Origin of the sequence: Thermithiobacillus tepidarius DSM 3134, from assembly GCF_000423825.1 — a bacterium.
Lineage (GTDB): Bacteria > Pseudomonadota > Gammaproteobacteria > Acidithiobacillales > Thermithiobacillaceae > Thermithiobacillus > Thermithiobacillus tepidarius.
Genome location: NZ_AUIS01000007.1, coordinates 46,817 through 71,433, shown reverse-complemented (window position 1 = coordinate 71,433; position 24,617 = coordinate 46,817). Strand labels below are relative to the sequence as shown.

Genomic DNA, 24,617 nt, shown 5'->3' with positions numbered 1-24,617 from the left:
CCCCGCCGGGGGCCGTTTTTATTTTTGCTCCGATGAGTACCGAGTATTGCCATATGACTGAGCACCTGATGAACACCTATGCGCGCCTGCCTGTGGCCTTCGTGCGCGGGGAAGGGGCATGGTTGTGGGACGAAGCGGGCAAGCGCTACCTGGATGCCTTGTCCGGCGTGGCCGTGTGCGGGCTGGGCCATGCCCATCCGGCGGTGGCGCAGGCCGTTTGCCAGCAGGCCCAGACCCTGATCCACACCTCCAATATCTACCGCATGCCCATGCAGGAGCGGCTGGCGGCCGACCTGTGCCAGCTGTCCGGCCTGGACCAGGTGTTCTTCTGCAACAGCGGCGCCGAAGCCAACGAGGCGGCCATCAAGCTGGCGCGCCTTTACGGCCACGAGGTGCGGCAGGTGGCCGAACCCAAGATCCTGGTCTTCGACGGCAGCTTTCACGGCCGTACCCTGGCGACCCTGAGCGCCACCGGCAACCGCAAGATCCAGCAGGGCTTCGAGCCGCTGGTGAGCGGCTTCGTGCGCAGCCCCTACAACGACTTGGCGGCCGTGGAGGCCCTGGCCCGGGCCAACCCGGATATCGTGGCCGTGCTGGTCGAGCCGGTGCAGGGGGAGGGCGGGGTGCGCCTGCCGAGCGCCGGCTTCCTGCCGGGCCTGCGCGAACTGTGCGACCGCCACGGCTGGCTGCTGATGCTGGACGAGGTGCAGACGGGCATGGGCCGCACCGGGCAGTTCTTTGGTTTTCAGCACTATGCCGGCCTGCGGCCCGACGTCATGACTCTGGCCAAGGGCTTGGGCAACGGCGTGCCAATCGGCGCCCTGCTGGCCCGCGTCGAGGTGGCGCGGCTCTTCGTGCCGGGCAAGCACGGCTCGACCTTCGGCGGCGGGCAACTGGCCATCGCCGCGGCCCAGGCGGTGCTGGACACCATGCGGGCGGAGCAGTTGCCGGCCCGCGCCGAGCGCACCGGCGCCAGCCTGCGGCACAAGCTGCGCCAGCGCCTGGCGGGCATCCTGGACGTGAAGGAGATCCGCGGGCAGGGACTCATGCTCGGCATCGAACTGGGGCGTCCGGCCGCCTCCATCGTGCAGCGGGCCCTGGACCGGGGGGTGCTGATCAACGTGACGGCGGAGCGGGTCATCCGCCTGTTGCCCCCCCTCATTTTCACGGAAGAGCAGGCGGACCTGCTGGTGGAGACGCTCGGCACGCTGCTGGAGGAGGGGCTATGAGCATGCGCCACTTTCTCACCCTGCGCGACCTGAGCCCGGCCGAGCTCAGGCAGATTCTGGCCCGGAGCATCGAGCTCAAGGCCATGCTCAAGGCCGGCGAGCGCCACACGCCCTTCGTCGGCAAGACACTGGCGATGATCTTCGACAAGTCCTCCACCCGTACCCGCGTGTCTTTCGAGGTGGGCATGGCGCAGTTCGGAGGGCATTCCCTGTTCCTGTCGCCGCGCGACACCCAGCTCGGGCGCGGCGAGCCCATCGAGGACACCGCCCGGGTGCTGTCGCGCATGGTGGACCTGGTGATGATCCGCACCTTCGCCCACGAGAAGCTGGAAACCTTCGCGGCGCACTCGCGCGTGCCGGTGATCAATGGACTCACGGATCTGCACCATCCCTGCCAGCTGCTGGCGGACCTCATGACCTACATGGAGCAGCGCGGCGATCCGGCGGGCCGGGTGGTGGCCTATCTGGGCGATGGCGCCAACAACATGGCGCACTCCTGGATCGAGGCGGCCAGCCTCATGGGCTTCACCCTGCGCATCAGCACCCCGGAGGGCTACCGGCCCGATGCCGGGATTCTGGCCGCGGTCGGCGACGCGGCGCAGATCGTCGCCGATCCGCAGGAGGCGGTGCGCGGCGCGGACCTGATCGTCACCGATGTGTGGACCAGCATGGGGCAGGAAGAGGAGGCGGCCGAACGGCGCCTGATCCTGGCGCCCTACCAGGTCAACGGCGCGCTGATGGCGCGGGCCGGGCCGGAGGCCGTCTTCATGCACTGCCTGCCGGCTCACCGGGGCGAGGAAGTCACCGCCGAGGTGATCGACGGCCCGCAGAGCGTGGTCTGGGACGAGGCGGAGAACCGCCTGCACGCGCAAAAGGCGTTGATGGAGTTCCTGCTGGGCGCGCAGGCTGCGGAACGGATGTGACGGGCGCGCGCGGCGCGCGCCCGCTGGAAAAATCGGATTTCAGGAGTGCATCAATGAGTGACGTCAAAAAGGTCGTGCTGGCCTATTCGGGCGGGTTGGACACCTCCATCATTCTCAAGTGGCTGCAGGATACCTACCAGTGCGAGGTGGTGACCTTCACCGCCGACATCGGCCAGGGCGAGGAGCTGGAGCCGGCGCGCGAGAAGGCCCGGCAGTTCGGGGTCAAGGAGATCTTCATCGACGATCTGCGCGAGGAGTTCGTCCGCGAATTCGTGTTTCCCATGTTCCGCGCCAACACCCTCTACGAAGGCGTGTACCTGCTCGGCACCAGCATCGCCCGCCCGCTGATCGCCAAGCGCCAGATCGAGATCGCCCGGCAGGTGGGCGCCGACGCGGTGGCCCACGGCGCCACCGGCAAGGGCAACGACCAGGTGCGCTTCGAGCTCGGCTACTACGGCCTGGAGCCCAACATCCGCGTAATCGCCCCCTGGCGCGAGTGGGACCTCACTTCGCGCGAGAAGCTGCTGGCCTATGCCGACCAGCACGGCATTCCGGTAGCGCGCAACAAGCGCGGCGACAGCCCGTACTCCACCGACCGCAACCTGCTGCACATCTCCTTCGAGGGCCGGGTGCTGGAGGATCCGTGGGTGGAGCCGGACGAGGAGATGTTCGTGCTCTCCGTGTCGCCGGAACGGGCGCCCGACAAGCCCATCTATGTCGAGATCGACTTCGAGGGCGGCGACCCGGTGGCCATCGACGGCGAGCGCCTGTCGCCGGCCAACCTGCTGGCCAAGCTCAACCAGCTCGGCGGCGAAAACGGCATCGGCCGCCTGGATCTCGTCGAGAACCGCTACGTGGGCATGAAGTCGCGCGGCGTCTACGAGACCCCCGGCGGCACCATCCTGCTGACCGCCCACCGGGCCATGGAGTCCCTGACCCTGGACCGTGAGGTGGCGCATCTCAAGGATGAACTCATGCCGCGCTACGCCAGCCTCATCTACAACGGCTACTGGTGGGCGCCGGAGCGCAAGATGCTGCAGGCCATGATCGACGCCTCCCAGGCGAACGTGAGCGGCACGGTGCGCCTGAAGCTCTACAAGGGCAACGTGACCGTGGTGGGCCGCAAGTCCGCCAAGAGCCTCTTCGATCCGCACATCGCCACCTTCGAGGAGGACTTCGGCGCCTACAACCAGGCCGATGCGGCGGGCTTCATCAAGCTCAACGCCTTGCGCATGCGCATCGCCAAACGCTTACAGGGGTAGACCATGACGGAACGATTCGAGGGCGTCAGCATCGTCAAGAAAGCCAACGTCTATCACGGCGGGCAGTGCACCTCCCGCACCGTGATCTTCCCGGACGGCGAGATGAAAACGCTCGGCATCATCCATCCGGGCACCTACCGTTTTTCCACCGAGGCGCCGGAGCATATGCAGGTCATCGCCGGCCACGCGCGCTACAAGCTGGCCGACGAGACCGAATGGCACGAGGTGCAGGCGGGCGACAGTTTCGCGGTGCCGGGCAACAGCCACTTCGACATCGAGGTGCTGGATCTGCTGGATTACGCCTGCAGCTACGGCTAGGCGGCTTGACACCGGATTGCGTGCGAAAGAGGAGAGGACGATGAGAATGCTGCATACGATGATTCGCGTGGGCGATCTGGACCGTTCCATCGCTTTCTATACGGAGATCCTGGGCATGCGGCTGCTGCGCCGTCATGATTACCCGGAGGGCAAGTTCACCCTGGCCTTCGTGGGCTATGGTGACGAAGCGCAGCACAGCGTGATCGAGCTGACCCACAACTGGGGCGTCGACCACTACGAGCTGGGCACGGGGTTCGGCCACATCGCCATCGAGGTGGACGATGCCTATGCCGCCTGCGACGAGATCCGGCGGCGCGGCGGCAAGGTGGTGCGCGAGGCCGGTCCCATGAAGCACGGCACCACCGTGATCGCCTTCGTGGAAGACCCGGACGGCTACAAGATCGAGCTGATCCAGCACAAGCAGCAGGGGCTGGAAGAGCTGCCGGCCTGACGGGGAGCGGGATGCGACCGCTCCCCGGGTGCCGAGGCCGGCCAGGGATGGCCGGCGCGGGCGGGCACTCGTGCCCGCTTTTCCGCCCTTTGGGCCGCAAAAAAGTGCTTTTCCAGGGAATTTCCAACGTTTATTCGCATCAAAAGTAGAAGTGCAATCAGTGAGGATGAGTCATGCGTAAATTCTATGCGTTGATGGCGGTATTCATGATGACCCTGGCCCTCGGCATCGTGGATGCCGAGGCCAAGCGTCTGGGAGCCGGCCGCAGTTCCGGCATGCAGCGCTCCATCGAGGCGCCCAGCCGGCCCGCCACGCCGGCGCCGGCACCCGCGCCGGCAACGGTGCCGCAGTCGCCCAACCGGGGCTTCGGCTGGGGCGGCGCTCTGGCCGGCTTGGCGGCGGGCGGCCTGCTCGGCGCCCTGCTGTTCGGCGGCGCCTTCGACGGCATCAAGCCGCTGGACATCATCGTGCTGCTGGGCATCGCCCTGGTGATCTTCATGATCATGCGCGCCATGCGTCGCCGGCATGAGGCCCAGCCCATGGCCTATGCGGGGCTCGGCGGTGGGCAGCAGCCCAACTATGCCCCCAATGCCCAGGGCGTGCTGGAACCGCAGGAAAGCTACAGTCCTCGCGGCGGCGTGCTGAGCCAGCGCCCGGCCGGCTTCGACGAGGCCGAGTTCCTGCACAGCGCCAAGGCCGCCTACAACCGCCTGCAGGCCGCCTGGGATGCCAAGGACCTGAACGACCTGCGCCGCTTCACCACGCCGGAGATGTTCGGCGAGCTCGGCGCGCAGATCCAGGAAATGGGCGAGGCGCGCAACGTGACCGAGGTTCTGAGCCTGGATGCCCAGCTGCTGGACATCACGCCGGAGGCGGACCGCTGGATCGCCAGCGTGCGCTACGACGGGCTGATTCGCGAGGACCCGCAGGCGAATCCCGAGCGGGTCAGCGAGATCTGGCATTTCGTCAAGCCGGTCAACAGTACCAATCCGACTTGGTATCTGGCGGGTATTCAACAGGCATAGCCGTCTGGCCGGTCTTGTCCCGGCAGACTGCCGCGGCGCCAGCCCAATCCACCTCCTTGGTCTCGGCCAAGGAGGTTTTTTATTGCCGCTCCCTGCTGGAGCGCGCATCCGCCGAACTGCTCATCCCGATAAACTCGTAGTATCGCCGCCCGTCTAATTGAAGACCTGTGCCAGCCGCCAATGCGGCGGCCGCATGGCGATGCCGGACTGCAGGCGTGCTGGCACGGGACCGGCAGACCTGGCCGGCAACCGCTGTCGCTATCTGTGGAGGTGAAAAATGAAAAAACGCATCGTGCTTGGGGCGGCGTTGGCGCTGTCCCTGTCCTTTGGCGCGCTGTCGAGCGCATCCGCCGACCCCTATCATGCCGCGCCCGCGTCCGTGGTAGTGGGGGGCAATACGCCTGGTGTTTCCCTCATCGGTCCGGGCAATCCCGGCGAGATCCGATCCCGGTCCATTACCGGCAGTGAGCATGGCAACTCCACCGATGACGGCAATCGACTCATCCCCGTCTATGGCCTGAGTGGCCAGGTAGCCGGGACGCCCGGCGGGAGCTGAACTGCCTGCACATGGCGTGCTGCCATGGTAGGGGTGTTTCAAATGCTTAAATGCTTGGAGCGATCCGGGCACGGCGGGCCGGCGATGTTGCCGGCCCGTTGCTTTGCAGGGGCAGGGGCGGGATTGTCCCGTCGGGTTCAATCGACGGCACCGGCATTCGGCAGATGCAGGGTCTTGCTGGTGGTGCCATCCGGATTCCATTGCAGGTGCGCGCCGGCATGGGGTGCTTGCATGACTTGGGTCAGCAGAGCCTGGGTATGGTGCAAGTAATGCTGCAGGCGCCCGCTTGCCTGCAGGTCGCGGGCGAGCAATTCGCGGTGGCAGTGCTCCGCCAGCTTGAGCCTTTCCAGGGCATGCAGGCTGCGGCTGAGATAGAGAAAGTAGCGACGGCTGAGCGCTGGCGGCAGGGCCGTCGTTTCCAGCCACTGCAACGCCTCGTGCCGGCATCCCTCCAGGCAGGTACGCGGGCGGAAGGGGAGCTGCCGGGCGACGTGGCCGTCCATCGCCCACTCGGCTACGGTGTGGGTGAGCATGAAGCGCCGCCCCCAGCGCTGCTCGTATTCTGGCACGAAACGATGATGGGCGATGATGTCCACGGCCAAATGGCTGGTAAAGCCGAGTGCCAACGCGGTATGCCTGGGGTTGCCGGCGCCGTCGAGCAGTGTCAGAGCCGTGTCCCAGCGGTGCAATGTGCGGAAGCGCTGCTTGTGCTTGGCACGCAGGGCGGAGAAGAGGGCCACGTCCGGCAACAGGCTGCCGGCCAGCACCAATTGGGGATGGAGGCGCGCGGCTTCCAGCCAGGCCGGGCTGGGCAGGGGAATGGACCAGAGCAGCAGGTGGGCGAAGTGCATGTGGGTTAGCGGCCCCCAAGCCCAGGCGGCCTGGGGGGCTAGGCAAGCGGCGGCGACGGACAGGAGCAGGAGGCGTTTGGCCATGCTTCGAGTCTAGCCGGGTTTTATGACAGGATTGTGAAGGATCTTTGAATTTTTCCTAACGTGCGGACGTCCAGTCCAGGCGGATATCCGCGTCATATCGCACGTTAGGGGAGAGCGTTGGCGCGGTGGCGGGATCAATGCACTCAAAGACGTTTCGCATTGGGGTGATGCTGGCGTCGCGGCCAAAGCGGAAGCTCTGCTCGCGCACGATGACCCGGTAAGCCTTGTTCAGGGCCAAGGCCCGCTCGCTTGAAGGCGTGATGAGCTGATAGACGTCCTTTCCCGCCAGCTTGCGCTCATCGAGCTTGCCATCGGCCCGGAAGAATCGGGCTCGCATTTCAGCATTCTGGCGGAATTCATCTCCGCCACCCACGCGTTCCAGATACTGGCGGATTTCGCCCTGCCGCTGTCCCCGTTGCGGGGCGTCAGGCATGCCGCGCAGATCGATATAGCCCCAGCCCTTTGATCCCGACAGCTTGCGTGGGAAGGCGAAGGTCTGATCGATGGTGCTGCCAAGCGCGGTATGGCAGCCCATGCAGTAAAGTTGCTCCTCGCGGCTTTGTGGGCGCAGTTGCCCATCACTGGCTTCGATAAAGCCCTGAATGCGCCAGCCAAAACCGTTGCTCAATCCCTTTTCACCCAGATTCACAAAACTGGGGAGCTCCTCTTCCTGCTTTTCCTGACGCTCGTTGCCGTAGCGGTAGTTGAGCTGGGCCGGGGTATAGAAGGCCACTTTCTGCATGTAGCGCAGTTCCTTCATGCGCGCGCTACCCTGCACGCCATCGGGACGCGGGTCCAGATAACGCACGCTGTGCAGGAATTCCGTGCCCTGAGGATACAGTGCGGGCGTCACCGGCACCGTCCGCGCTTGGCCCGCATAGTGTCCGGGACGGCGCAGCGTTCTCGCCATGCCCTTGATTCGACCGTCGCCGTTGACATCGAAGGCCACCGTGCTTTCATCCACGGGATCAATGTCCATCTGCTTACGTTCCTGAATGGCCAGTTCCAGGATGTCGAGGTTGAGCCGGTAGATCGCGGTTGACGACTGGCCACCGGCGTCCTGGCGGAAGGCCGGGGGCAGGCGCAGCATCACGTCATCGGCGGAGCCGTTGGTGGGCCAGAAGGTACTGGGCAGGGGCTTGTAGTTGAAGGCGCGCCAGCCGCTGCCATCCTTGGCGAAGCCCTGTGCGTCGAAAGCCGCGGGACCCTGAGAGAGATTTGCCAGATCGGGTGTGTAGCCCTGCCAGCCACGGGTACGCAGTTGTGCCGGGAGCGCGCTGTAATTGTCCTGGCGCACGTAGCTCAGGATCTCGGCGTTCGAGATGCGCGCGATGGCCGGACGGCGATCGACAAAGAGATTTTTCCAGTGATTTTCCAGGGCGAAATCCGAGAAGGCATAGGCGGCCTGTAGATGGCCATCCGCCGCCTGGTTGGGGTGATTGCTATCGGCACGCGTCTGGTGGCAGGTGTAGCAAGGGTTGAATTGTCCCTGAGTACGGGTGTAGCACTGTGGCGGTACGGTCGCTTCGAGATTATGGATCCGCTCGGGGGCGCTGGCGGCGGCTGTGGTAATGGCGGCCGGCGTGGGCGTCTCCTTGCCGCAGGCGCTCAGCAAGGTGAGCAGGGGAAATAAAAGATAGGATGATCTTTGCATTTGGCTCTACTCTCAATGCAAAAAGGGGAGCGGAAACCCGCTCCCCGGACAGCTCGAACCACCATTATTTGTTGGTGGAATTGAAAACCCAGAGCATGTTGTTGGCGTGATAGCCGGTGTCCTCACCCACGATCACCCGGCCGTCCTTCATGACCAGGATGTTGTCGGGATTTGAGATGTTGTCCACGGCGCACTGGTTTTCAGCCAGGGTCTTGTCGTAGGGGCCACCGGCAATGGCCGGTTCCATGCGGCTGATATTGAAGGTGGTGTCGAGCTTCATGCGATAGACCACGCCGCACTTGTTGGCATCCACATTGATGGCGCCGGTACCATCCGCCATGGTGCCGGACACGTCCGACATGGCCATGTAGGCGTAGGGCACGCTGCCATCCTTGGCGGCGTTGTAATTGATATTGACGCCTTCCATCTTCTTGAATTCGGCCGTGGCGCCCAAGGCCTTGGCCGCCTTGCGCGATTCGAGGAAGGCGTAACGGTCATCGGCGTGCAGTGGGGATTCAATGGTGCCGTTGCCATTGAGATCCTTGTTCAGTTTCTTTTCCGCCCAGGCATTGATGTCGGCATCGGTAATATAACTGGCCGGGTTGACGCCGTCCCCGTCATAGGCCGCGATCCAGGTTGCAATCGTGGTGTCATCGCTCTTGCCGATTTCCACCCACTCAATATTGAAGCCGGCCTTGGCCGGGTCAGTGACGCCGGCATCCTGCGTGACCTTCGCGGCATAGAGCGTGCCACTGGAGAGGTCATTCGCCGTATTCGCCACGAACTTGAAGAACACGGTGCCGTCACCATCATCGCTGAGATAGGCCGTCTTGTTGTCCGGCATGACCACCGAGTTCTCGTGCGAGAAACGGCCCATGGCGAAGTGCTTGACCGGCGTGGGCGTGGCAGCCGGACTGGTGATCTCGACGATGTAACCGTAGCGGTAGGGATTGGGGAACTTGCCCAGGTACTTCTGCAGGTTGGCTACTCCCTTATCCGCGCTGCTCCACTTGCTGGTGTCATCGAAATAGAGTTCTTCCGAGGTGAGTGGATTGCCCCAGGGGCTCAGCGTGCCGAAACAGTTGACCCAGGTGCCCTGTACCGATTTGAAATCGACATTCATGGCTTCCGTGACGCTCCAGACGCCATTGGCGTTCTTTTTGATGCGCAGGCGGCTCATGTTGCCCGGACGATCCTCCCAGTTGGTGAAGAGGTAGCCTTCACCTGTCGTACCGGCAATGGGCACGAAAGTGTTCATGTCCGGGTCGTCTGACTGAGTGATGGGTGTGCCATCGGCCGCCAGCACCGTACCCAGACCCGCCGGCACCAGCCCGCCCAGGGTGTCACCGCCGCGGGCGATGATCTGATAGCTGCCCACTGCCGTGCGCACCATCATCTTTTCGGCTGTGGAAGCCGGTACCGATACAGCCGCGAAGCTCGTGGGAAGCTGGTTGAAGTCCGTGCCGGCGATCACGCCCACGGATCCATGATTATAAGGAAAGGCGTTGCCGGCGTCGGGGTGCTGCACGTTGAAAAAAAGATCGCCAGTTTCCGTGAGATACAGGCCGGTGAACTCCGCACCGGCGGCGGTCGTGGCGAGGCGGGTCAGAGCGGACTGGCTGGAAGTAGTCGCAGTGGTATCGGAGCCGTCGCTGACGCATGCACTCAGGCTGATCACGCCGGCCATGGCAAGGGCAACGGGAAGATGTTTGAGCGTAAAGTTCATGTCTTTCCTCTGATTGGCTGATCGGAGCACACAAGGCGGGCATCCGCGGGGCATCTTAGGGGAAGATCATGAACTGCTGATGAAGATTCGGTGACAGTTTTGTGACAAATGGTGACAACTCTTTGGCAAACGGCCAGCGGCGCCCGGCGCCGGACGTTGCCGCAAGTGCAATGTGGCGCAATCCCTACCCCTCCCGGCGCAAGATAGGGTAGCATTGCTGCAAATTTTGCCTGGAGCCTCTATGTCCCTCTTGCTCATCGTTTTGCTCTGGTCCATGGCCGGCGGGGTGCTGTCCGTGCTGGCGGCCAGTATTTTCCTGCTGCTGCCGGAGGAGGGGCGGCGCCGTCTGTTGCCGGCGATGATCAGTTACGCCACGGGCGCGCTGTTGGCAGGCTCGCTGCTGGGGCTCATTCCTGAGGCGCTGGAGCAGGCGCCGGTGCATGAGGTGTTGGGGGCGGTGCTGGCGGGGCTGCTGGGTTTTTTCATTCTGGAGAAGCTGGTGCTCTGGCGTCACTGCCATGATGACAGTTGCAACACTCACAGCTCGGCCGCGCCCCTGATTCTCCTGGGCGACGGCTTTCACAACTTCCTGGACGGCGTGGTGATCGGCGCGGCTTTCCTCACCTCGGTGCCGCTCGGCATTGCCACCACTCTGGCCATCATCGCCCATGAAATCCCGCAGGAGCTCGGGGACTTCGCCATCCTGCTGCACAGCGGCTATTCCCGGGCAAAGGCGTTGGCCTTCAACCTGCTCTCGAACACCACCACCATTCTGGGTGCCGTGCTGGCCTACTACACCCTGAGCGCCGTCCAGGCAGCCGTGCCCTTTGTCCTGGCCTTCAGTGCCGCCGGCTTCCTCTACATCGCCATGGCCGACTTGATTCCCGGCATGCATCGCGAGACGGCGCTGACCTCGACGGTGCAGCAGATTCTGCTGATTCTGGTGGGAGGCGTGACCATCGGCATGCTGCGCATGCACGGGTAGGATGGCTGGGGCCGCGCCGGGCGCGGCCCGCAAGCGGGAAAGACAGCCCTGCTTCTCGGTGGTCAGGGCAATGACGCTGCACACGAAAGACGGGCCTGGCGGCCCGTCTCTTCCAACTATCCCATCTGCGACTGCAGATAGTTCTGGATGCCCACCTTGTCGATCAGCTCGAGCTGCGTTTCCAGCCAGTCGATGTGCTCCTCCTCGGCATCCAGAATGTCCTGGAGCAGGGCCTTGCTGACTTCGTCGTGCTGGGTGCGGCAGTATTCGATGGCCTCGCGGAGCAGGGGCGCGGCTTGCATCTCCAGATCCAGGTCCAGCCTGAGCTGCTCTTCTACCGTTTCGCCGACGTTGATCTTGTGCAGGTCTTGCAGGTTGGGCAGGCCCTCGAGGAAGAGGATGCGGTCCATTAGGTCCTCGGCGTGCTTCATCTCCTCGATGCTTTCCTTGCGGTTGACCTCCGCGAGCTGCTTGAAGCCCCAGTTGTCGCACATCTTGTAGTGCATGAAGTACTGGTTGATGGCAGTGAGCTCGTTAGTGAGCACCTGATTGAGATAGGCAATTATTTTTTTGTCGCCCTGCATGGCATGGTCTCCATCTCGATTTGAAGGTCGTGTTCCGTGCGCGGAAACCTAAAGCATTCCGCGGCGGACGGGCGCAGAAAGAACAGCATAGGGGGTGAAAGACAGGGCGGCGTCGGACCAAAGGAGTAGGCGGGCGTGGATCAGGCCGCCTCGTTTTCACTGCAGACCCGTTCGGCCAGGGCTTGGTTGAGGCAGCCCTTGGCGCATTGGGCACAGCGGCCGCACTGGGTGGCGACCTTGAGCTCATCCCGCAGATGGCGCATGGTGCAGGCGCCATTCTCCACGGCCTGCTTGATATCCCTGTCGGTCACGGCATGGCAGAGACACACGTACATGGCTACCCTCCGGTTGCTGTCGTGGGTAACAATGTAAATCTAAATGAGAGTGATTGTCAATAACTGTTGGCCGCAGTAAATGATCGGGTACGGCAGGGCGGGATGCGTTCAGGTTCCGCTCACAGCCCCACCAGGTCTGCACGGAAGCCCTGGTCGCGAACCACCTGCAGCAGCGCGTCCATGCTGGTGCACTGCGGATCGAAGCGCACCAGGATCATGTGCCCGGAATCGGGCGCCGCCTGGGCGCTCGCCGCGCACCCGGTCTGAGAGATGGCGCTTTCCAACTGGCGGAGCTGATCCGCCGTGAGGTTTTCGTGCACGTGGATCATGACGTCGCCGCGTTGCGTGTTCATGATGGCCTCCTCGGAAAGGACAGGGTTCTCCCGGATCTAGACTGAACCACCGCCCTCGAAGTTTCTCAGGCGGATGCCAGCCGCTCCGCTTCCAGCACCATGCCTTCCAGGTAATCGAGGCCGCGGGACCAGAAGCCGGGATCGCGCAGGTCCACGCCGGCGCGGGCCACCACCTCCTCGGGGCTGGCGGCGCCGCCTAGGCGCAGCATCTCCAGATACCGGTCCACGAAGGCATCGCCCATCTCGTGGTAGCGCTGGATCAGGGCCAGGGTCAGCAGCTCGCCGAAAGCATAGGCATAGACGTAGCCGGGCGAACCGATGAAGTGCGGTATGTAGCTCCACCAGATCCGGTAGCCGTCGCGCAGGTGCACGGCGTCCTCGAACTGCGGCTGCTGGGTCTGCATCCACAGCTCGGATAGGCGCTCGCTGGACAGCTCGCCTTCCGTCCGGCGGGTGGTGTGCATGACGTCCTCGAAGCGGTTCATGGCCACTTGGCGGAAGACCGTGGCGAAGGCATCCTCCAGCTTGCCGCACAGGAGCCCCAGGCGGCGACGCGGGTCCTGCTCGTCGCGCATGAGTCGCTCGAAGGTGAGCATCTCGCCGAAGACCGAGGCGGTTTCGGCGGTGGTGAGCGGCGTGTTGGCATTGAAGAAGCCCTGTTCGCGCGCCAGATACTGGTGCACGCCGTGGCCCAGCTCGTGCGCCACGGTCATCACGTCGCGCACGGTGCCGCTGAAGTTGACGAAGACGTAAGGATGGGCATCCGGGGTGACCGGGTGGGCGAAGGCGCCGCCGCGCTTGCCGGGTACCATAGCGGCGTCGATCCACTGCTTGTCGAAGAATTCCTGCACGATGGCGCCGATGCGCGGCGAGAAGTCGGTGAAGGCGCCCAGCACGATGCGGCGGCACTCGTCCCAGCTGTAGCGCCGCTCCGCGCCCGGGATGGGCGCATAGCGGTCGTAGTCCTCCAGCCGCTCCAGGCCCAGCAGGCGGGCCTTGAGCCGATAATAGCGGGCCATCAGGGGATAGCGCGCGACCACCGCGTCGATGAGGGCGTCGACCATGCTGTCGCTGGCCTCATTGGCCAGGTTGCGGTCGGCCAGCCAGTGCGGGTACTTGCGCAGCCGGTCGTCCAGGGACTTGTCGGCGAGCATGGCATTGAAGCAGCTGGTCAGCGTGCGCAGCCGGCTCTGCAAGCCCGCCGTCAGGGCGTCGGCCGCCGCGCGCCGGGTATCGCGATCGGGATTGCTCAACAGCGCCAGCGTCTCCTGCTCGGTGAGGCTCCTGCCCTGCACGTCGAAGCGCAGCTCGGCCAAGGTCTCGTCGAAGAGGCGTTCCCACAGGGAGCGGCCGGTGACCTGCTTTTCCGCCAGGATCTTTTCCTCCGGCTCGGAGAGCAGGTGGGGACGGTAGCGGCGCGCGCTGCGCAGGTGATGGCGGTACTGCTTGAGCGCGGGGTCGGCCAGGAAGCGCTCGGCGGCGGCTTCATCCAGGGCGTTCCAGGCCAGATCGAAAAAGATGAGATGCTGCTGGACGGCCGTCGCCCGCTCCTCGTAGCGCTGCAGCGCGGCGCCATAGCGCGGGGCGTCGGTGTGGGTGGCGTAGTTGAGATAGAGAAAGGCGCCGACCCGCGCCAGGCGGCTCTGGATGGCCTCCAGCGTCTGCACGGCCGCCAGCAGTTCCGTGGCGCTCAGCGCCGCCAGCTCCGTGCGGTAGCGTGCTTCGAAGGCCTGGGCCTGTTCCGCCGCCCACCGGAGATCGTTCTCCAGGGCGGTATCGTTCAGGTCCTGATAAAGGTCGGCGAGATTCCAGTGGACGTTCTCGGCGCCCGTGGTGACAAGATCCGTTGCCGTGTTCATGTCGCTCCCTTAGCTGTGTACCGGAGGAAGGCCCGATTGGGACCGGATGCAGTTCAGGTAGCCCTGCATGTCGAGCGAGCTGCCGCTTCGCTGCATTTGCCAGAGCGTTTCGGCCAGGCATTCCATGATGGCGTGCTCGGCCGCGTGCACATCGCCGAAATGCCGGCAGGCCTGCTCATAGAGTGCCTTGATGCCGGGCGGCTGATCGATGGAGACCTGCTCCGCGATCGATACGTGCAGGCCCATGTGGAGGAAAGGGTTGGTCTGGCCCATCTCCGGCGGGTAATCGCGGTCCGCGGCGCGCTCGGGGTGCGCCAGCAGCTCGTGATATTCCGGATGCATGGTCATGATGGGCAGGAGCAGCTTCTCGATGCCCTCCAGCGGCCGCTGCTCCTGGTACTTCCGCCAGGTTTGGAAGAAGACCTCGCGGTAGGTCTCCCGTTTGTCTCCGTATAACATGCCGGCTCCTGTGGGGCTGGATAACCTTAGACTATCCTAGCAAGGCTGGTTTCCCGGATGAAAGGGAGAAATGGGGTGGGCGCCGGGGGCGAGGTGGGGGTTGGGTTGAGTCCAACGGGTTTTAAAGTTGGAGCGGGCTGGGTCCGGTGTCGGAGGCTGCCCGGCAGCCGGTTGCTTTTCCGGTGCGCCCCGGAAAAGTAACCAGAAGACGCCCCGACCTGCCGCCTCGCGCGACGCGGCGGGACAAAGGGGATGGAAAGCCGAGATCCTGAACCCCGCTGTCGCCGCTGGTCGTAGGAGCGGGCTGGCCAGCCCGCCAGGCTTTGGCACGGTACCACGTCGGCACACCCCCTCCCGCCGGGAGCCAGGCAGGAGAAGGCTGCGGGACGGTCGGCGCTCCTGGCCGCGCGGTACTTTGCTCCTGCACGCGCCCCAGGCGCTCTTCAAGAAATTCTAGGCAAGCCGCGTGCTTTGTGTTACAAAATCGTCATCAGGCCGCTTCGTTTTTAAGTATCTGTTTATTTTATCATTTAAATATTTTATCGGGTCATGTCAGTGGGGGAGAATGCCAATGGGCAATGCAATGATGAAAAGTGAAGTGGGCGCCGCGCAGGCGGGAGCGCTGACGCAGAAGGAATGGGCCGGGCTGGCCAAGATCGGCGATTGGGCCTTTCAGATCGAGGACCTGCTGACCCTGGTCCGGGACGTGCTCTCGGAACTGCCCGAAGCGGTGGACGAGGACAAGGTCATTGCCGCCTTCCGGCCCAAGCTGCAGGCCCTCAAGGAAACCTCCCAGGAAGCGCTGGACCTGCTGCACATCGACTCCGCCGAGTCAGCCAACGAGCGGGTGCGCGACATGCTGCACGCGCTGAAGCGCGCCCAGCTGGACGTGGTGCTGCCGCAACTGCTGGATACCCTGGCGCTGCTGCACGACAGCGGCATGCTCAACCGCGTGCAGATTGTGCTGCGCGCCACTTCCACGCTGCCCCAGGGCGAATCCCTGCAGGCCCTGATCGACAAGGTGTACCAGCTCCAGGCCCAGCTCCCTTACTGGATGGATACGGTCAAGCAGGCGCTGGCGGCGCTGAGCGAAGCCGTGCTCGCCATGAACCTGCCGGAGAAGGTGGACGAGCTGCAGGAAGCGGCCGATGCCTGGTTGCGCATCGCCATGCGTGTCAAGGCGCTGGCCCAGGGCGACGCCGACAATCTGGCGGTGCGCGTGAGCGGTCTGCTGGATCAGGCGGAGTACTGGGGCGGGCAGCTGAGCATCGGCATCGGCACGCTCAAGGATGTGGCGCCCGAAGCCTTCAAGGACCTGGATGTGGCTGCCGTCATGGCCCAGGTGAAGGCCGCGGCGCAGGAGTGGCTGGACATCGCCCAGCAGGCCCAGGCGCTGGTGGTCGGCGATGCGCCGAGCCTGGCCGAGCGGGTGCGGCGCATGCTGGCGGGTGTGCGCCAAGCACACCTGGACGAGATGCTGCCCGACCTCATCAACGTCGCCGGCGCCGTGCATCGCAGCGGTCTGCTGAAGCGGGCCAGCACCGCCATCGACGCCCTGCAGCCCTATCTGCCCAGCGACGCGCAGCTGAAGGCCTGGATCGATGAGGGCATGGTGCTGGCCAAGCGCTATCAGCCCCAGGTCGGCATTGCCCTGGCGGCCCTGGAGCAGACCCAGGAAGAGCTGCGCGGCCAGGAGAAGAAGGGTGGCGGCATCATGGGTCTGCTGCGCATCCTCTTCTCCAAGGACACCCAGTACGTGCTGCGCTTCATGATCCGCTTCTTCTACAATGATCTGAAGGCGCAGAAGAAGTAAGCGGCCCGCCAACGTGAAAAGCCCCCGGCCGGGATCTCCGGCCGGGGGCTTTCTGCGTTTGGCTCAGGCGCCGGCCAGCGCCGGGTTGGCGGCCAGCCAGGCCGCCGCGCGCTCGGCATGGGCCTTGGCCGCGGCGGGATCGGCGATCCAGATCTTGGCCAATTCGACCACCTGCTCCAGGCTCTCCGCCGCCACCGCGCCCTGCGCTTCCAGCAGGCCGCGCTTCAGGGCGTTGCTGGGCATGGCCGGCCCGAGCACGAGCGGGCAGCCGGCGCGGATCGGGGTGATCAGGTCCACGGGCCCGCCGCCCAGCGTGCCGCCCGGTACGCAGAAATCGGCGCAGGCATAGAAGGCGTCCATGGCGCCGGGGGTTTCGATGAAGTAGACCCGGGTCTTCAGCGGGGCGAAGCTGGTGGCCAGCCGGCCGTGGCGGATGGTCTGCAGGTGGTACTTGAGGCTGTCCCGGTAGACGGGCTCGTAGCGTTCCGGCTGGTCCGGCGCCAGGATCATCAGGCCCATCTTGAAGCGCATCAGGGCGCCGAAGAGCCTGTAGGCGACGGGGTCCTCGCCCTCGTGCAGGTTGGCGAAGTAGCCGACCCAGCGCTTGGCCTCGCGCTGTTCCTTGAAGCGGTTGCACAGCTCGCTTTGCTGTTGTTCTTGGCTTTGATCCATGGCTTTTCCGTTCAGCGTGAGTGGGATGAACCGTTGCAGGGCGAAGTGCCGAAACGGCTAGTACCTTAAGGTATCCTGCAGGCCGGTTCAACCGCAGTCCCGCCGATGGGGGCATAAGCGGCCACAGCGCGGTGCGCGCCCGGGGATCTTGGATCCGGCGCTTGCAGCGCGGGTCCGCCCGTGATAGAAAAGCAATTCATTTTTAAAGGTTTCGCATGTCTCCAACACCTCCCTTGCGCATCAAGGCGGACCGATTTCTTCTACCCGTCATTCTCCCGGTTTCCACAGACTTAAGCGCCCTGCAGAACGAGCTTCGCGAGAAGCTGGCGCTGGCCGGGGATTTCCTTCGCCAGGCGAATCTGGTGCTGGACGCCAGCGAGTGGCAGGCGGCCGACGCCGGCGCACTCCGGGGCTTTCTGGATGTGCTGCATGCTGAGGGCCTGCGGGTGGTGGGCCTGCGCGGCGCCGGCGCGGCGCTGCTGGAGGCCGGGCGCCAGGCGGGCCTGGTTCTTTTCCAGCAGGAGCCGCGCGCGGAGCGGATGCCGGAAGAGGCGCCCGCACCCGCGCCTACCTCCGGGTCGCTGGTGCTGGAGCAGCCGGTGCGCGCCGGACAGCAGATCTACGCGCGCGGACGGGACCTGGTGGCGCTGCACGGAGTGAACGTGGGGGGCGAGGTGCTGGCGGACGGCAGCATTCACGTCTACGGGCGCTTGGCGGGGCGGGCCTTGGCTGGTGCCATGGGGGACATGGGGGCGCGCGTCTATGCGACGCACTTTGCGGCGCAACTGGTGTCCATCGCCGGCCATTTCATGCTGCCCGACCATCCGCTGATGTTGGAATTCAGCGGCAGCAGCGTCGGCGTGGCATTGCGGGATGAAGAGCTTGTTTTCGAGAAACTGGGGTAAGTAGCCAATGGCAAGAGTTATCGTAGTCACTTCCGGAAAGGGCGGCGTCGGTAAGACCACGACCAGCGCCAACATCGCGTTCAGCCTGGCGGCACGCGGCTACCCCACCTGCGTGGTGGATTTCGACATCGGCCTGCGCAATCTGGATCTGGTGCTGGGCTGCGAGCGGCGGGTGGTCTATGACTTCGTCAACGTGATCCAGGGCGAGGCCAAGCTGCACCAGGCGCTGATCCGCGACAAGCGCGAGAAGAATCTGGCCATCCTGCCCGCCTCCCAGACCAAGAACAAGGACGTGCTCACCATCGAGGGCGTCGGCCGGGTCATCGACGAGCTGTCCCAGGAGTTCGCCTACATCGTCTGCGATTCGCCCGCAGGCATCGAGCAGGGTGCCATGCACGCCATGTACTACGCGGACGATGCCTTCGTCGTGGTCAACCCGGAAGTGTCCTCGGTGCGCGACGCCGACCGCATGATCGGCCTGCTGACCGCAAAATCACGCCGCGCCGAGTTGGGCGAGGAACCCATCCGCGAGTATCTGGTGGTCACCCGCTACCAGCCGCGCCGCGTAGCCGAGGGCGAGATGCTGTCGGCCGACGACATTCTCGACACCCTGCGCATCAAGCTGCTGGGCGTGGTGCCCGAATCGGAGGACGTCCTGCAGTCCTCCAACTCGGGCGAGCCCGTGGTGCTCGGCAAGAGCTCGGCCGGCGAGGCCTACCAGGACATTGTCGCCCGCTACCTGGGCGAGGATGTGCCGCAGCGTTTCATGACCGTGGAGGGCGGGTTCTTCGCCCGATTGTTCAAGCGGGGCAGATAATGGGTATTCTTGATTTCTTTTTCCAAAAGCCGAAATCGGCCAACATTGCCAAGGAGCGCCTGCAGATTATTCTGGCGCATGAACGCGGGGTCGGCAGTCCGGCCATGGAGTCCGACTTCATCCCGCGCATGCAACAGGAGATTCTGGAGGTGGTGGCGCGCTACCTACCCGTGAGCCGGGACGACATCAGCATCAACCTGGCCAAGCAAGGCTCGGTGGAGGTCTTCGAGCTCAACGTCTCCTTGAACAGACGCGACGGCGCCGACGGGCGCGGCGCCCGTAGCCCGTCCCGCTGACCCGCTCCGGGTTTCATCAAACTGTCATCTTTTCCTGTTAGGCTGAATCTGCTCGAAGAAGCAGAAGGGCCGCCCCTGGGCGGCCCTCGAAAAGAACGCCTTCTGGAAAAGGACACAATCTTTGGCTGCACTTGCTGGTGGACGTCCCGCGTTTGCCGTTCCCGTCCTGCGGGATCTGGTCACCTTCATCCAGCCGACCCATCTCGATGAGCCGGTTGCCGCCGTGCTGGAGCGCTTCGGCAGCCAGCAGACTCTGTTGGCGTTGCCGGTGCTCGACGAAGCCGGCTTCCACCTCCTGGCTAGACGCACCCTGCTGAACTACTTCAGCCGGGCCTATGCCAAGGAGCTCTTCATCCGCAAAACCCTCCGTGATCTGCTGGCCCATGCGCCGCAGCTCGGCTACGTGCCGTTTTGCCCCGCTGCAGACAGCCGGGTGGATCAAGTCCTGCGCGACCTGCTCGAGCACGATCCGGAGCTGATGCTGGAAGCCGTGCCGGTGCAGGCGCAGGGGCGCATCCTGGGGGTGGTGCCCGTGGCCGACCTGATGCTGAGCATTTCCGAAAGCCAAGCCCGCTTGATCGATACCCTGCAGGTGCTCAGTCGGCGGCTGCAAAGCGAGGTGGCCAATGCCGCTCTCCTGCAGCGCACCCTGCTGCCGCCGCCGGAGATGCGGATGGCGGGCTTGGCGGGACAGGCGCACATGATCACCTCCAGTGAAGTGGGCGGCGACTACTACGACTACTTCGCCGCCGGGCCGCACCGGACTGTACTGCTGGTGGGCGACGTGAGCGGCCACGGCGTGGCCTCGGGCACCATGGTGAGCGCCGCCAAGGCCGGCGTGAACCTGCTGGCCACGGAAGGAGTCTCCGATCCCCGGGAAATCCTGGAGCGGCTGAACCAGACCCTGTTGGCCACGGCCCGCCAATCCCTGCTCATGACCCTCTTCTGTGCCAGCGTGGACACCCGCAACGGCACGCTGCGCTTTGCCAATGCGGGCCATCAGTTTCCCTACCTGCGGCGTGCCGGACATGGCACCTGGTCCATGCTGGAGGCGGGTGGCCTGCCGCTGGGCAAGGAGGCCAAGGCCGACTACGCCAGCCAGATCGTGGATTTCGAGGTGGGCGACCGCCTGTTCCTGTACACGGACGGCGTGGTGGAGGCCGAGTCGCCTGTAGGTGAGCCCTTTGGCTACGAGCGCCTGGAGGCGCTGCTCGACGCGCACGGCGCGGCACCGGCTGCGCAGTTGAAAGCCGCCGTGCTGGATGCCTTGCATGTGCACTGCGGCGGCGACAGCTTTGCCGATGACGTCACCCTCTTCGTGCTGGACTTCCAGGAGCGCCCCGAGGCCGTTCCTGGCCCGGTACCGCAGAGCCCGCAGCCGGGCAGCGACCTGATCCGCATCGCCGACGCCTTCTACCGGGTCAATCCGGCGCCCATTTCTCCCCGCATCGCGCGCCAGTCCATGGTCTTCCTGGCCGAGAGCTGCTTCGCCGACCTGCTGCCGCGCCTGTGCCGGGACGGCATCCGGCGGGTGCTGCCGCGCCGCCAGGCTTTTTTGCAGCAGCTGGGCTGGGAGGAGCTCCTGCTCCAGCACCGGGAGCCGTCGGACGGTGCGGACGACCTCCACCGCCTCCTGCCGGCAACGCGGGAGCGGCGCGCTTTCGATCTCACCGGCAGCGAGGACAAGTCCTTCATCATGAGCGAGGCGGAGGCGTGGCTGGCGGAGCGTGGCGCCCTGACGGCGGAGCACCTGGAAACCGTGGTGCTGCTTCTGGACGAGATGCTGGAAAACGGCCTTTACGCCGCGCCGCGCGACGGCCAGGGGCGCCCCCTCTACAGCAAGGGCATGCGCCGCACCCTGGCCGCCACGGAGAGCTTGCGTCTGGAGCTTGCCCTGGGCGGGCAGTGCCTGGGGATCGCGGTCAGCGACGACTGGGGCACCCTGACGCCCGCGACCTTTCTGAACCGGCTGGTGCGGCATCTGGCGGGACAGGGGCTGGAGGCGGGGGTGGGCGGTGCCGGTCTCTACCTCATCTGGCGTCTGGCCGACTATCTGCAGATCCGTGTGCATCCCCAGCGACGGACGCAGATCACCGCCCTCCTGGACTTGGCCAGTCCCTTGGATGCGGAGGCCGACACGGGCTTTCAGTTTCTCTATCACAGCGAAGTCAACGAGGTGCCGAGCCATGCCTAGCCCATCCCTGTCACTCGCGGCGCAGCCCGCCAGCGAGGCGCAGACCTCGTGTTTTCAATTGAGCGGTTCGGTGGACGTGGACGCGGGACCGGTACTGGCCGGTCTGCTGGAAGTGGACCTGCAGGCCTGCCTGATCCTGGACTTTTCCGCCGTCCAGCGGGTCAATTCCATGGGGCTGGCGCAGATTCTGAAGGTCTTCGAGAGCCTGCGGGATCGCGGCATCCGCGTTCACGTCAAAAACCCCAATCGCATGGTTGGCATGCTCTTCAAGATGACCGGCATGGGTCACTATCTGGCCGAAGGCGGCTGTCCGCCGGCCGCAGCCGCTGTTCCAGCCGGTCCGGCCGTCTTCCAGTCCGCAACGGCGCCGGTGGCGGCACCCGTTGCGGCGGACGACGGCGCCAGGCTGCACTTCCGGGTCAGTCTGCAAAGCAGCCAGCAGTTGAGCGGCTGGTACTTTTTCAATACCTACTTGCAGCGGCGCTTGGAGCGGGCCGTCCACTTCGAGCCGGTGCACGGCGCCCTGGGCATTGCTGCGGCGCAGCAGGGCGTTGCGGCGGATATCGTCTACGCCAAGCCCTTCGACGCCTGCGCCCTGATGCTGTCCGCCGGATTCGTGCCGGTCCTGCGGCCGCAGGGACAGACCGACGAAGTCAGCATTCTCGTGCGCGCCGACGACCCGCGCCGGGCCCTGCGCGACTTCGCCGGCGCGCGGGTGGCCGCCGCGACACCGAACAGCTTCGTTTATCTCTTGGGGCGCTTTCTGCTGGACGAGAGCGGGTTGGATTCCGCCGGGCTACAGTTCCGCTTTGCCGGCCAGGAGATGAAGGCCCTGCAAATGCTGCTGCAGGGCGAAGTGGATCTGGTCTTCATGCTCAGCGAAAACTACCGCGGCCTGTCGGGCCTGACCCGTTCGGCGACTTGGCTGCTGGATGAAAGCGACTCCTGCTTTGCTTTCCACCTGCTCTGCGTGGCGCCCGGGCGCGCGCCTTTGCAGGCAACCCTGCGGGAGATCCTGCTGACTATGGCACAGGAGGACAAGGGCCGGCAGGTGTTGCGCGACATGCAGCTGGCGGGCTGGTGCGCGCCCGAACCGGAGGAGCTGGACATGCTCACCACGCTGTTCAAGCGCTACCTGCCGCTCGGCGGCCCCGGGGCATTCCTGCCGGAGGCTCTGTCCCGCCCGGCAGCATCCCTGGGAGAAGGCGCATGACGGCACAATGCATGCCCGACCTGCCCAGTGCCGGCGACTTGCGCAGCGACACCGGCTTGCGCGTCGCCCAGCACTTGCTGGACAGAGCCCGGGCCGAGCACGGACTGTCGGGTCTGGCACTGGTCAGCAGCGATGGGGTGTCGCTGGCGGCGGCGCTGCCGGGCGACATGACCCAGGAGGACTTTGCCGGCCTGGCCGCCGGCATGCTGGCTTTTTCCCAGCGCGCCTTGCAGCGGATCGGCGGCACCACCGAGCTTCACAGCGTCGCCATCCGCTACGGCGCCGGCCGCCTGTACCTGCGGCCGTTGCGGGGCGGCGAGCTGGGACTCGTCATTCTCGCCGATCTCGCCCGCGACGAGCAGGGATTGGGCGAAGTGGCCAGCGGTATTCTGGCGCACCTGCAACGCGATTGGGCAACGCCGGCCTGAAGCGCGGCCCGGCGTTCCGCCTCCGCCGTCCTTGCTATTGCCGTTCCCCGGTCCCTTCTTCATAATCCTGTGAGTGCCCCGCGCTTCAGGCCGGCGGCAGCATCGGCGTCTGTTTCGGGCGTTCAAGAAGAAGAACCATCAAGCCAAGCAACCCGCTTATGACCCGCATTCTGTTCGTCACCTCGGAGATCATGCCCCTGTCCAAGACGGGCGGCTTGGGCGATGTATCCCAGTCGCTGCCCGCGGCCTTGCGGCACCTGGGCCACGACGTGCGGGTGCTGACGCCCGCCTACGGGAGCATCGCGCCCGATTTCGGCGCGGGGCAGCCGGTGGCGCAGCTCCACTTGCCCGGGCTGACGGAAGCGGCCCGGCTGAGCGTGCTGGATGCCCCGGAGGGCGGTTATCCCATTTATCTGCTGCATTATCCGCCTTATTACCAGCGCCCCGGCGGTCCCTACCAGGATCCGCAGGGACAGGATTGGTCCGACAACGACCAGCGCTTCGCTCTGCTGGCCCGGGTCGGGCAGGAACTGGCCCAGGGACGGGTGGCCAACCTGGATTGGCGGCCCGAGGTGGTGCATGCCAACGATTGGCAGAGCGCGCTGCTGCCGTATCTGCTGGTGCTGGAGGAGCGCGCCGGCGCCAGCCGGCCGGGCACGCTCTTCACCGTGCACAACCTGGCCTACCAAGGCATCTTCCCGGCCGCGGCTGTGCAGCGACTGGGCCTGCCACCGGCAGATTTCCACCTGCACGGCACCGAGTACTACGGCCAGTTTTCCTTCATGAAGACCGGCCTGGTCTACGCCGACCGCATCAGCACCGTCAGTCCCACCTACGCCCGCGAGATCCAGACGCCGGAATTCGGCATGGGCCTGGACGGGCTGCTGCGCGAGCGCGCGCGCGACCTGCGCGGCATCCTGAACGGCATCGATACCCGCACCTGGAATCCGACCCGCGACGCGCAGCTGCCCGCCCGCTACGAGGCCGGCGACCTGGCCGGCAAGACGCGCTGCAAGCGCGCCTTGCAGCGGGAAATGGGGCTGCCGGAAGACGCGGACGCCTTCCTCTTTGGCGTGGTGAGCCGCCTGGTGTCGCAAAAGGGCATGGATCTGGTGGCCGATGCCCTGCCGGAGATGCTGGCAGGGGGAGGGCAGTTCGCGCTTCTGGGCAGCGGTGAGCGCGAGCTGGAAGAGCGCTTCCAGTCCTTCGCGGCGGATTATCCGACGCAAGTGGCCGTCCGCATCGGTTACGACGAGGGCTTGGCGCACCGTATCGAGGCCGGGCTGGACCTCTTCCTGATGCCGTCCCGCTTCGAGCCCTCCGGCCTCAATCAGATGTACAGCCTGGCTTACGGCACGCCGCCCCTGGTGCGGCGCACGGGCGGGTTGGCCGACACGGTGGTGGACGCCGACACCCAGTCCCCGGCCGTGTGCGCGGCCAACGGCTTCGTCTTCGACCGGCCGACGGTGGAGGATCTGCTGGCCGCTTTCCGGCGCGCCCGGCAGCGCTACCGGCAGCCCGAGGCTTGGCGCGTACTGCAGCAGCACGGCATGAGCCAGGACTTCAGCTGGGAGCGGGCAGCCCAGGAATACGTGAAGGTCTACGAGGAAATCCGCCGGCACTGA

Annotated in this window: 25 protein-coding genes; 16 read left to right on the top strand and 9 right to left on the bottom strand. The window is 65.3% G+C overall.

All coding sequences use genetic code 11. The features are described 5' to 3' along the window. The first annotated feature begins 53 nt into the window (after nucleotides 1-53). The 7 genes from G579_RS0105030 to G579_RS18990 all read left to right on the top strand — a co-directional run bounded on the left by G579_RS0105030 (nucleotide 54) and on the right by G579_RS18990 (nucleotide 5,764). On the top strand, nucleotides 54-1,229 hold the full coding sequence (locus G579_RS0105030) for an aspartate aminotransferase family protein (RefSeq protein WP_028989300.1): 1,176 nt from the start codon (nucleotides 54-56) through the stop codon (nucleotides 1,227-1,229). Continuing rightward, entirely contained in the window at nucleotides 1,226-2,152 is a 927-nt protein-coding gene (argF, locus tag G579_RS0105025) for an ornithine carbamoyltransferase (protein WP_028989299.1), read from the top strand. Before G579_RS0105030 ends, argF begins: the two co-directional genes overlap by 4 nt. A gap of 53 nt (nucleotides 2,153-2,205) precedes the next feature. Continuing rightward, the gene (locus tag G579_RS0105020; protein ID WP_028989298.1) at nucleotides 2,206-3,414 is read left to right on the top strand and encodes an argininosuccinate synthase; all 1,209 of its coding nucleotides are present in this window, start codon (nucleotides 2,206-2,208) and stop codon (nucleotides 3,412-3,414) included. 3 nt (nucleotides 3,415-3,417) lie between these two features. Continuing rightward, nucleotides 3,418-3,732, top strand: a complete 315-nt coding sequence (ppnP, locus tag G579_RS0105015; RefSeq protein WP_028989297.1) for a pyrimidine/purine nucleoside phosphorylase — start codon at nucleotides 3,418-3,420, stop codon at nucleotides 3,730-3,732. Between the two features lie 40 nt (nucleotides 3,733-3,772). Further along, nucleotides 3,773-4,183: a lactoylglutathione lyase gene (gloA, locus tag G579_RS0105010; RefSeq protein WP_028989296.1), complete on the top strand. Its 411-nt coding sequence runs from the start codon at nucleotides 3,773-3,775 to the stop codon at nucleotides 4,181-4,183. A 173-nt stretch (nucleotides 4,184-4,356) separates the two neighbouring features. Beyond that, nucleotides 4,357-5,208: a Tim44 domain-containing protein gene (locus G579_RS0105005; RefSeq protein ID WP_028989295.1), complete on the top strand. Its 852-nt coding sequence runs from the start codon at nucleotides 4,357-4,359 to the stop codon at nucleotides 5,206-5,208. A gap of 277 nt (nucleotides 5,209-5,485) precedes the next feature. Next, entirely contained in the window at nucleotides 5,486-5,764 is a 279-nt protein-coding gene (locus G579_RS18990; RefSeq protein WP_155989748.1) for a hypothetical protein, read from the top strand. Between the two features lie 137 nt (nucleotides 5,765-5,901). On the opposite strand, the gene G579_RS18150 is transcribed toward G579_RS18990, so the two are convergent. From G579_RS18150 to G579_RS0104990, 3 genes are all read right to left on the bottom strand, one after another. Further along, nucleotides 5,902-6,699 (bottom strand): zinc dependent phospholipase C family protein, encoded by a 798-nt coding sequence (locus tag G579_RS18150; RefSeq protein WP_081662603.1) that lies wholly within the window; start codon nucleotides 6,697-6,699, stop codon nucleotides 5,902-5,904. 55 nt (nucleotides 6,700-6,754) lie between these two features. Then, nucleotides 6,755-8,353, bottom strand: coding sequence for a hypothetical protein (locus tag G579_RS0104995; RefSeq protein ID WP_028989294.1), 1,599 nt, complete (start codon nucleotides 8,351-8,353; stop codon nucleotides 6,755-6,757). A 64-nt stretch (nucleotides 8,354-8,417) separates the two neighbouring features. Next, a complete protein-coding gene (locus G579_RS0104990; protein WP_028989293.1) occupies nucleotides 8,418-10,079 on the bottom strand; it encodes a PhoX family protein in 1,662 nt (553 codons plus the stop codon). 241 nt (nucleotides 10,080-10,320) lie between these two features. Between G579_RS0104990 and G579_RS0104985 the strand changes: the two genes are divergently transcribed. Further along, nucleotides 10,321-11,064, top strand: coding sequence for a ZIP family metal transporter (locus tag G579_RS0104985; protein WP_028989292.1), 744 nt, complete (start codon nucleotides 10,321-10,323; stop codon nucleotides 11,062-11,064). Between the two features lie 116 nt (nucleotides 11,065-11,180). Here G579_RS0104985 and bfr read toward each other — a convergent pair whose 3' ends face one another. The 5 genes from bfr to G579_RS0104960 all read right to left on the bottom strand — a co-directional run bounded on the left by bfr (nucleotide 11,181) and on the right by G579_RS0104960 (nucleotide 14,654). Continuing rightward, nucleotides 11,181-11,648: a bacterioferritin gene (bfr, locus tag G579_RS0104980; protein ID WP_028989291.1), complete on the bottom strand. Its 468-nt coding sequence runs from the start codon at nucleotides 11,646-11,648 to the stop codon at nucleotides 11,181-11,183. A gap of 140 nt (nucleotides 11,649-11,788) precedes the next feature. After that, complete coding sequence (locus tag G579_RS0104975) at nucleotides 11,789-11,983, bottom strand: (2Fe-2S)-binding protein (RefSeq protein ID WP_028989290.1); 195 nt, start codon at nucleotides 11,981-11,983, stop codon at nucleotides 11,789-11,791. Between the two features lie 119 nt (nucleotides 11,984-12,102). Beyond that, complete coding sequence (locus G579_RS0104970) at nucleotides 12,103-12,336, bottom strand: hypothetical protein (protein WP_028989289.1); 234 nt, start codon at nucleotides 12,334-12,336, stop codon at nucleotides 12,103-12,105. A gap of 65 nt (nucleotides 12,337-12,401) precedes the next feature. Continuing rightward, nucleotides 12,402-14,195 (bottom strand): M3 family oligoendopeptidase, encoded by a 1,794-nt coding sequence (locus G579_RS0104965; RefSeq protein ID WP_028989288.1) that lies wholly within the window; start codon nucleotides 14,193-14,195, stop codon nucleotides 12,402-12,404. Between the two features lie 9 nt (nucleotides 14,196-14,204). Further along, the gene (locus tag G579_RS0104960) at nucleotides 14,205-14,654 is read right to left on the bottom strand and encodes a DUF1841 family protein (RefSeq protein WP_028989287.1); all 450 of its coding nucleotides are present in this window, start codon (nucleotides 14,652-14,654) and stop codon (nucleotides 14,205-14,207) included. Nucleotides 14,655-15,237: 583 nt separating this feature from the next. On the opposite strand from G579_RS0104960, the gene G579_RS0104955 reads away from it, so the two are divergent. Further along, the gene (locus G579_RS0104955; protein ID WP_155989747.1) at nucleotides 15,238-16,467 is read left to right on the top strand and encodes a hypothetical protein; all 1,230 of its coding nucleotides are present in this window, start codon (nucleotides 15,238-15,240) and stop codon (nucleotides 16,465-16,467) included. Nucleotides 16,468-16,530: 63 nt separating this feature from the next. On the opposite strand, the gene G579_RS0104950 is transcribed toward G579_RS0104955, so the two are convergent. After that, nucleotides 16,531-17,139: a hypothetical protein gene (locus G579_RS0104950; RefSeq protein WP_028989285.1), complete on the bottom strand. Its 609-nt coding sequence runs from the start codon at nucleotides 17,137-17,139 to the stop codon at nucleotides 16,531-16,533. Between the two features lie 215 nt (nucleotides 17,140-17,354). Here G579_RS0104950 and minC point away from each other — a divergent pair, with 215 nt between their 5' ends. The 7 genes from minC (at nucleotide 17,355) to glgA (ending at nucleotide 24,617) form a co-directional block, all read left to right on the top strand. After that, on the top strand, nucleotides 17,355-18,044 hold the full coding sequence (gene minC, locus G579_RS15975; RefSeq protein WP_081662602.1) for a septum site-determining protein MinC: 690 nt from the start codon (nucleotides 17,355-17,357) through the stop codon (nucleotides 18,042-18,044). A gap of 7 nt (nucleotides 18,045-18,051) precedes the next feature. Then, the gene (gene minD / locus G579_RS0104940) at nucleotides 18,052-18,861 is read left to right on the top strand and encodes a septum site-determining protein MinD (protein WP_028989284.1); all 810 of its coding nucleotides are present in this window, start codon (nucleotides 18,052-18,054) and stop codon (nucleotides 18,859-18,861) included. Beyond that, nucleotides 18,861-19,157: a cell division topological specificity factor MinE gene (gene minE / locus G579_RS0104935; protein ID WP_028989283.1), complete on the top strand. Its 297-nt coding sequence runs from the start codon at nucleotides 18,861-18,863 to the stop codon at nucleotides 19,155-19,157. The genes minD and minE overlap by 1 nt, the downstream gene beginning before the upstream one ends. A 121-nt stretch (nucleotides 19,158-19,278) precedes the next feature. Then, nucleotides 19,279-21,351: a SpoIIE family protein phosphatase gene (locus G579_RS19580; RefSeq protein WP_051180891.1), complete on the top strand. Its 2,073-nt coding sequence runs from the start codon at nucleotides 19,279-19,281 to the stop codon at nucleotides 21,349-21,351. Beyond that, nucleotides 21,344-22,564, top strand: a complete 1,221-nt coding sequence (locus tag G579_RS15965; RefSeq protein WP_162142970.1) for a PhnD/SsuA/transferrin family substrate-binding protein — start codon at nucleotides 21,344-21,346, stop codon at nucleotides 22,562-22,564. Before G579_RS19580 ends, G579_RS15965 begins: the two co-directional genes overlap by 8 nt. Then, the gene (locus G579_RS15960) at nucleotides 22,561-22,992 is read left to right on the top strand and encodes a roadblock/LC7 domain-containing protein (protein WP_081662600.1); all 432 of its coding nucleotides are present in this window, start codon (nucleotides 22,561-22,563) and stop codon (nucleotides 22,990-22,992) included. Before G579_RS15965 ends, G579_RS15960 begins: the two co-directional genes overlap by 4 nt. 158 nt (nucleotides 22,993-23,150) lie before the next feature. Continuing rightward, complete coding sequence (glgA, locus tag G579_RS0104915; RefSeq protein ID WP_028989282.1) at nucleotides 23,151-24,617, top strand: glycogen synthase GlgA; 1,467 nt, start codon at nucleotides 23,151-23,153, stop codon at nucleotides 24,615-24,617.

What these genes read in the sequence shown, in the direction of transcription:
- minE (WP_028989283.1), top strand. Translation starts at nt 18,861, where the DNA reads ATGGGTATTCTTGATTTCTTTTTCCAAAAGCCGAAATCGGCCAACATT.
- G579_RS0104970 (WP_028989289.1), bottom strand. Translation starts at nt 12,336, where the DNA reads ATGAACACGCAACGCGGCGACGTCATGATCCACGTGCACGAAAACCTC.
- G579_RS0105005 (WP_028989295.1), top strand. Translation starts at nt 4,357, where the DNA reads ATGCGTAAATTCTATGCGTTGATGGCGGTATTCATGATGACCCTGGCC.
- G579_RS0104950 (WP_028989285.1), bottom strand. Translation starts at nt 17,139, where the DNA reads ATGGATCAAAGCCAAGAACAACAGCAAAGCGAGCTGTGCAACCGCTTC.
- gloA (WP_028989296.1), top strand. Translation starts at nt 3,773, where the DNA reads ATGAGAATGCTGCATACGATGATTCGCGTGGGCGATCTGGACCGTTCC.
- G579_RS0104965 (WP_028989288.1), bottom strand. Translation starts at nt 14,195, where the DNA reads ATGAACACGGCAACGGATCTTGTCACCACGGGCGCCGAGAACGTCCAC.
- ppnP (WP_028989297.1), top strand. Translation starts at nt 3,418, where the DNA reads ATGACGGAACGATTCGAGGGCGTCAGCATCGTCAAGAAAGCCAACGTC.
- G579_RS15960 (WP_081662600.1), top strand. Translation starts at nt 22,561, where the DNA reads ATGACGGCACAATGCATGCCCGACCTGCCCAGTGCCGGCGACTTGCGC.
- G579_RS0104955 (WP_155989747.1), top strand. Translation starts at nt 15,238, where the DNA reads ATGATGAAAAGTGAAGTGGGCGCCGCGCAGGCGGGAGCGCTGACGCAG.
- G579_RS15965 (WP_162142970.1), top strand. Translation starts at nt 21,344, where the DNA reads ATGCCTAGCCCATCCCTGTCACTCGCGGCGCAGCCCGCCAGCGAGGCG.
- glgA (WP_028989282.1), top strand. Translation starts at nt 23,151, where the DNA reads ATGACCCGCATTCTGTTCGTCACCTCGGAGATCATGCCCCTGTCCAAG.
- minD (WP_028989284.1), top strand. Translation starts at nt 18,052, where the DNA reads ATGGCAAGAGTTATCGTAGTCACTTCCGGAAAGGGCGGCGTCGGTAAG.
- G579_RS0104975 (WP_028989290.1), bottom strand. Translation starts at nt 11,983, where the DNA reads ATGTACGTGTGTCTCTGCCATGCCGTGACCGACAGGGATATCAAGCAG.
- argF (WP_028989299.1), top strand. Translation starts at nt 1,226, where the DNA reads ATGAGCATGCGCCACTTTCTCACCCTGCGCGACCTGAGCCCGGCCGAG.
- bfr (WP_028989291.1), bottom strand. Translation starts at nt 11,648, where the DNA reads ATGCAGGGCGACAAAAAAATAATTGCCTATCTCAATCAGGTGCTCACT.
- G579_RS0104985 (WP_028989292.1), top strand. Translation starts at nt 10,321, where the DNA reads ATGTCCCTCTTGCTCATCGTTTTGCTCTGGTCCATGGCCGGCGGGGTG.
- G579_RS0104990 (WP_028989293.1), bottom strand. Translation starts at nt 10,079, where the DNA reads ATGAACTTTACGCTCAAACATCTTCCCGTTGCCCTTGCCATGGCCGGC.
- G579_RS0105020 (WP_028989298.1), top strand. Translation starts at nt 2,206, where the DNA reads ATGAGTGACGTCAAAAAGGTCGTGCTGGCCTATTCGGGCGGGTTGGAC.
- G579_RS0105030 (WP_028989300.1), top strand. Translation starts at nt 54, where the DNA reads ATGACTGAGCACCTGATGAACACCTATGCGCGCCTGCCTGTGGCCTTC.
- G579_RS0104995 (WP_028989294.1), bottom strand. Translation starts at nt 8,353, where the DNA reads ATGCAAAGATCATCCTATCTTTTATTTCCCCTGCTCACCTTGCTGAGC.
- G579_RS0104960 (WP_028989287.1), bottom strand. Translation starts at nt 14,654, where the DNA reads ATGTTATACGGAGACAAACGGGAGACCTACCGCGAGGTCTTCTTCCAA.
- minC (WP_081662602.1), top strand. Translation starts at nt 17,355, where the DNA reads ATGTCTCCAACACCTCCCTTGCGCATCAAGGCGGACCGATTTCTTCTA.
- G579_RS18150 (WP_081662603.1), bottom strand. Translation starts at nt 6,699, where the DNA reads ATGGCCAAACGCCTCCTGCTCCTGTCCGTCGCCGCCGCTTGCCTAGCC.
- G579_RS18990 (WP_155989748.1), top strand. Translation starts at nt 5,486, where the DNA reads ATGAAAAAACGCATCGTGCTTGGGGCGGCGTTGGCGCTGTCCCTGTCC.